This is a genomic window from Rhizobium sp. 05N430, assembly GCF_056396985.1.
Genome location: NZ_JBFTMO010000012.1, coordinates 170,588 through 176,971, shown reverse-complemented (window position 1 = coordinate 176,971; position 6,384 = coordinate 170,588). Strand labels below are relative to the sequence as shown.

At 61.3% G+C, this 6,384-nt stretch carries 6 protein-coding genes; all 6 read left to right on the top strand.

The genetic code is table 11. From position 1 onward, the window contains the following. Positions 1-409: 409 nt before the first annotated feature. Positions 410-763, top strand: a complete 354-nt coding sequence (locus AC1DJO_RS22440) for a hypothetical protein (protein WP_112389927.1) — start codon at positions 410-412, stop codon at positions 761-763. 134 nt (positions 764-897) lie between these two features. After that, positions 898-1,647: a GntR family transcriptional regulator gene (locus tag AC1DJO_RS22435; protein WP_112389928.1), complete on the top strand. Its 750-nt coding sequence runs from the start codon at positions 898-900 to the stop codon at positions 1,645-1,647. Positions 1,648-1,693: 46 nt separating this feature from the next. Next, on the top strand, positions 1,694-3,238 hold the full coding sequence (locus AC1DJO_RS22430; protein WP_112389929.1) for a putative N-acetylmannosamine-6-phosphate 2-epimerase: 1,545 nt from the start codon (positions 1,694-1,696) through the stop codon (positions 3,236-3,238). Between the two features lie 43 nt (positions 3,239-3,281). Beyond that, positions 3,282-4,607: an extracellular solute-binding protein gene (locus tag AC1DJO_RS22425; protein WP_112389930.1), complete on the top strand. Its 1,326-nt coding sequence runs from the start codon at positions 3,282-3,284 to the stop codon at positions 4,605-4,607. A gap of 53 nt (positions 4,608-4,660) precedes the next feature. Next, entirely contained in the window at positions 4,661-5,533 is an 873-nt protein-coding gene (locus tag AC1DJO_RS22420; RefSeq protein WP_112389931.1) for a carbohydrate ABC transporter permease, read from the top strand. After that, entirely contained in the window at positions 5,530-6,351 is an 822-nt protein-coding gene (locus AC1DJO_RS22415) for a carbohydrate ABC transporter permease (RefSeq protein WP_477972859.1), read from the top strand. Before AC1DJO_RS22420 ends, AC1DJO_RS22415 begins: the two co-directional genes overlap by 4 nt. Positions 6,352-6,384: the final 33 nt, after the last annotated feature.

Genomic DNA, 6,384 nt, shown 5'->3' with positions numbered 1-6,384 from the left:
ACCACCTTCGACAAAATCTCGATCCGCTGCAGATCGCGTTCGCTCATCGCAATCAATCCCATCTGCAATCTCCCAGACGTCATTCAGACCCGGGGAGTGTGACATTCCAACTTTGCAGAAACAGGACATTCTAACTTTGCGGCTACACATCAAAATCGCATAATCTATCTTATGGAACTAGCGGTCGACTATCTAATTGCAAGGTCAGCATCCAAGACAATGACGGGCCTGTCGATGACAAGAGGGTATAATGCGCTGTTAGCGGCGACGTCCCAGCAATGTCGCTCGAAGCGGCCACCGCAGAGGCTTTGAGTCAAGCCCACGTTTCGCTCACCCAATCCCAGCCATGAGTTCGCCACGAATGCCGTTTTATCGTGCCTGCGCAAAAGACAGGATTCGAGACCCATTCATGATCAAACGCACCAAAATTGCCCTTGGCGCACTGCTTGCGGTGAGCGCTTTCATTTCAACGGCCGGCTTCGCCTCGGCGCAGTATTACGACGAATACGGCCGGGCACCCCCTCCGCGCTTCGCTCCCCAACAGGATTGGAACAGGCCGCCCCCGCCGCCACCCGGCTATGGCCGCCCGTCGCGTGGCTGCGATCCACGCCTGGCTGAAGACCGCGCCCGGGACTTTGGTTTCCGGCGCGCGCATGTCGTCGACATCACGCCGCGCCGCGTGGTCGTTCAGGGCTGGACGCGCCGCGGCCCGGATGAAATCAGCTTTGCCAATGCGCGCGGCTGCCCGGCTCTCCGCCGTTAACATAACCGAGCTGACTCCCTTCGCGGCGTCAGCTCTCCCCTGCCGCCAATGCGCTCTTGCCATTCCTTCGTGCCCGGAAGATAATACCAGTATAAGTCCAGAGGATTTTTTACAGGGAAGTTGGCGGAATTTTTATGCCCGAGAGCCAGGTCGTCACCGCCATCGAGAAATCTCTGGCGCAAATCCCCCTCGATATTCCCTTGTACAAGCGGCTGAAGCTGGCGATCGAACAGGCCATCCAGACCCAGGCCTTTCAATCCGGGAGCGTGCTGCCCGGCGAACGTGTGATTGCCGGTTCCCTGTCGCTCTCACGGGTTACCGTCCGCAAAGCCCTCTCCCTTCTCGAACAGGAAGGACTGCTCAGCCGCCGGCACGGCTCGAAGACGGAAATCGGATCGCGTGTCGAAAAGTCGATGTCGACGCTGACGAGCTTCTCGGAAGACATCAGCGCCCGCGGGCAAGTGCCTGGATGTATTTGGATATCGAAGCAGATCAGCCGTGCGTCCTCCACCGAGATGATGGCGCTCGGCATTGCCGGAAACGCCAATGTCATCCGGATGAAACGGGTTCGAACGGCTAACGGACTTCCGATCGCTGTGGAAACGTCGGTCGTCCCGGTGCGCTTCGTTCCCTCCCCCGACCTGATCGACCAATCGCTCTATACCGTTCTCCAGGACCGTGGTTTCATGCCCGAGCGCGCGGTCCAGCGCATGCGGTCGCGTGCCGCGTCAGCCGACGACGCAGTTCACCTGAATTGCGATCCCGGCGCGCCCCTTCTTGTCACCGAGCGCCGGTGCTTCCTGGCAGACGGCCAGATCGTCGAGCTCTGCGAGACGCGGTACAAGGGCGAGGTCTACGACTTCGTCTTCGAATTGCAGCGATAATACCAGTTATAAACTGGTTGCCATCTGGTATTTTAAAGATATCGTGATGCCCGAGATGGAGCATCCCGTGCAGCGCGAAGACCTCAAGAACAGCCTCATCGTTTCCTGCCAGCCGGTTCCCGATGGCCCGATGGATGATGCCCGGTTCGTCATCGGTTTTGCAAATGCGGCTGCAGCCGCGGGTGCTGCGGCAGTGCGCATCGAATCCGTCGATTATGTGAAGGCTGCCCGCCCGCATGTCGCCGTGCCGATTATCGGCATCGTCAAGCGCGATCTCGATGGCAGCCCGGTGCGCATCACGCCCTTCGTTGCCGATGTGGAGGCGCTTGCCGATGCCGGTGCCGATATCATCGCGTTCGACGCCACGGACCGTATCCGCCCCGCTTCGATCGATGCCCTGATTGCTGCGGCCAAGACCAGGGGCAAGCTGACGATGGCCGACTGTTCCTCGCTCGAGGATGCCAGACGGGCGCTCGCCGCCGGTGTCGATTTCGTCGGGACGACCCTGTCGGGCTATGTCGGCGGACCGGAGCCAATCGAACCCGATATCGCGCTGATTGCTGCCATGCGCGCACTCACCCCCTTCGTGATCGCGGAGGGCCGCATCCGCACGCCGGAACAGGCTGAACAGGCCGCTGCCGCCGGCGCCCTTGCCGTCGTGGTCGGCTCGGCGATCACCCGCACGGAACATGCGACAGCTTGGTTCCATGAGGCCGTAGCGGCCGCATTTTCCGCTCGCGAGGCTAATAGCAGGCCAGTGCTTGCCATCGACATCGGCGGCACCAAGACCATCGCAGCTCTGGTCCAGGGCCGAGAGGTTATAGACCAACGCGTGGTCCCGACGCTGCGCGATCAAGGACCCGACGCCTGGCTTGACGCCATTGCCGCCGAGATTGACGGATGGCGCGGCCAATTCTCGCATGCAGGCATTGCCGTCACCGGTTTCGTCGAGGATGGCTGCTGGTCGGCGATGAACCCGGTGACGCTCGGAATTCCGGACAATTATCCGCTGATTGAACTCTCCGCCGCCCGGCTCGGCACGCCGGTTTCAGCCATTAACGATGCCCAGGCGGCCGCCTGGGGGGAGTACCAGTTCGGTGCGGGCAAGGGAGAGGATATCGTCTTCCTGACTATCTCCACCGGCATCGGCGGCGGTATCGTCGCCAATGGCAAGCTTCTGCCGGGCCTTGCCGGTCATTTCGGCTTGACCCGCATCGCCTCGCATGGGGCCGAGCCTCTTGAAGATACGACCTCGGGCCTCTGGATCGCCGGACAGGCGAAGCGCGCCGGACATGAGGCGGACGCCGTCACGGTCTTTACCGAAGCCGCGGCCGGATCGGCATGGGCGACAGCCATCGTCGAAGAATCCGCCGCCCAGGTCGCGCTGCTCTGCCGGGATATCAAGCTGATGTTCGACCCCCGGCGCATTGTGATCGGCGGCGGCATTGGCCTCGCTCCCGGCTATCTCGATCGGGTGCGCGGTCACGTCGCTGACCTCAGATCAAGGATCAGGCCCGAGCTCGCCGCCGCTGAACTCGGCAGTCACGCAGGCATTATCGGCGTTGCCGACCTTGCGCGGCAGCACCGCTGAAGACCACCGAATGAACAAACCAAAACAAAGAAAGGGAACAACGATGAAACTGCAAAAGATAATCGCTCCGGCTCTCGCCGCGCTTCTTGCGAGTGCCGCCCTGCCAGGTCTCGCCAATGCAACGGTGACCGTGCTCGGATGGCCCGGCGGATCGGAAGAAACGGCGCTGCGCGGGACCGTCGACGCCTATAACAAGACCGCTGCCGATGCCGACAAGGTCGAACTGCTGTTCTTCAACCGCGATGGCTTCTACGACAAGCTGCAGGCCGATATGGCAGCCGGTTCGAGCGCCTTCGACATCAACCTCGTCGCCACCTATTCGATCGGCCGTTACGCGCCCTACATGGAGCCGGTCGATCTCGGACCGGATGCCGCCAAGGTCTTCGGTGATTCCGTTCTCAAGACGATGCAGTTCGACGGCAAGCAGTATGGCGTGCCGACCGACCTTTCGCTTCACTTCATGTACTACCGCAAGGACCTGATCGACGCGCTGCTAAAGGACGATGCGGCGAAGAAGACCTATTCCGAGCTCGCCAAGAAGGTTCTCGGCAAGGATCTGCAGCCGAAGGATCCAGACAGCTGGACCTGGGACGACTGGGCGGCGACCGCACTCTACTTCTCGAAGCAGGCCAATCCCGATAGCCCGGTTCGCTATGGCACCGTGCTGCAGATGAAGAACCTGCTCTTCAACATGATGGTCTTCCAGTCCCTGCCGCGATCCTATGGTGGAGACTGGATGGATGCCAGCGGCAATGTGACGGTCGATTCCGACGCCTACAAGACCGGATTGCAGCTCTACAAGACGCTCTATGATGCCGGTGCCTCGCCGAAGGATTCGCTAAGCTACGAATATCCGGAAACCAACGCCGCCTTTGCCGCCGGTCAGGCAGCCACTGCGCTGCAGTGGAACGCCGCGGCCGCCGACCTGACCAATGCCGAGAAGTCTCCGGCTGTGGCCGGCGTTACCGGCATCGTCGCGCCGCCGGCCGGCCCGAACGGCCGCGCCGATCATATCCACGGCCTTGGTCTTGGCCTCAACAAGAATGCCAAGAACAAGGAAGGCGCCGTCAAGTTCCTGAAATGGCTGGCAACCGAAGATGCGGCGTTGACCTATGCCCGCGGCGGCGGTTCGCCGGCATTGACGCCCGAGGTCGTGGCGAAGATCGCTTCGGAGCGGCCCGATCTCGTCAAGCTTGGCAAATTCGCCAGCAAATACGGCTATGTCATGAACGGCGCCACCTCGGCCAATGCACTCTCCGTCTATGAGCTGCAGGCCAGGGAATTCACCGGCTACTGGTCGGGCCAGCAGAGCCTTGAGGATGCGCTTGCCCATACAAAGGCCGGCATGCAGGATCTCCTCAAGAAGTAACCTTGTACCGGATGCCGGGTGAGCCCGGCATCCCTCCCATCCGGCGGACCGCAATGGCTATCGTATCACGTGCCGAAGGCAGGGCTTATCTGGCGCCGCTGATCGGCTTCCTGCTGCTCTTCCTGGGCTTTCCGGCCCTCGTCAACCTGGTCTATTCGGTCTCGACCGTCAGCTTCCAGAATCTGCGCAGCCCCACGATCACGGGCTTCGGGAACTATCTTGCAGTCATCCAGGATCGCGGCTTCTGGCAGGCGACCTTCTTTTCCTTCCGCTTCGGCATGCTGACGGCAATTGCAGAATGTGTGATCGGCCTGTTTCTGGCGATCTTCCTCGCGCCGCTGCTGGCGAAGCGCTCGGCTCTGATGGCCCCGCTGATGCTGCCTCTAATGGTCGCGCCTGCGATGATCGGCCTGATGTACCGGCTCGTGCTGCATGAATTCGCTGGACCGGTGCCCTACTATCTTTTTCTGTGGTTCGGCGACAGCCCTGCCTTTCTCGACGTCAACAATGCCTTCAAGACGCTTGTCGTCATCGAAACGCTGCAGTGGACGCCATTCGCCTTTCTGCTCTTCTACGTCGCATATTCGGCCATTCCGCTCGATGTCCGCGAGGCAGCTGCGCTCGACGGTGCATCGGCTTGGCGTATCCTGTGGTGGATCGACCTGCCGCTGATGATGCCGACGCTGGTCATCGCCTTCTTCATCCGTTTCATCGACGGTTTCCGCGTGTTCGACAATGTCTACGCGCTGACCGGAAGCGGCGCCGGCGGCTCCACCACGTCGCTGTCCATCTATATCTATCAGTCCTTCTTCAAGGATGGCTCGATCGGCAAGGCCGTGGCCGCTTCGGTCGTGCTCTTCGTCGCGTCGCTTGCCGTGCTTCACGGCCTGAACTGGCTCGCCGGGCGCCGGAGGAAAGCAACATGATCAACGCTCTTCGCTGGACCGTCTTCGCCATTGCCGCGGCGGCGATGAACTTCCCGATCATCGTAACCCTCGTCACCTCGTTCAAGAACGCCCGCGAGCTTTCCAGCAATGCCGGCCTGTGGATCAGCGAGCCAACGCTTGCGAACTATGCAAGCATCCTGACGCAGACGGATCGCTTCAACATCTATTCCTACCTGCTGAACAGCACGATCGCCGCTGTGCTCGGAACCGGGCTTGCGATCCTTCTCTGCCTGCCTGCAGCCTATGCGATTGCCCGCAGCGAGGTGGGGCGGCGGGTGCTGATGCCGCTGGTGATCAACCTGCGCGCCGTTCCGCTAATCATCTTCGCGATCCCGCTTTACATGATGTATCAGTGGCTGGGTCTCCTCGACACCCAGATCGGCCTTGGCCTGATCCTGACGATCGTCAACATCCCGCTTGCGCTCGTCATGCTGGTCAACGCCATCAATGACGTGCCGCTGGAACTCGACGAGGCTGCACGGATCGACGACGCTTCGTCGCTTCAGGCGATGGTCAGCGTCATCACGCCGGTGATCCGTCCAGCGCTCGTCACCGCATTCATCTTCGGGTTCATCACCGCCTGGAACGAATTCCTGTTCGGCCTGATGCTGACGACCAACAAGGCCGTGCCGATGACGGTCGGCGCCTCCTTTTTCTTCGCCGCCAGCGGCGGCGGCGTGCAATGGGGCGTGGCCTCGGCCGTCATGGCGCTCGGCGCGCTTCCGCCCGCCTTGCTCGGCCTTCTCATGTACCGGCAAATCTCCGGCTCGATGACTGCAGGCGCTGTGAAGGGATAGATTAACGGCGGATCTGCGCCGCTCCTTTTTGAA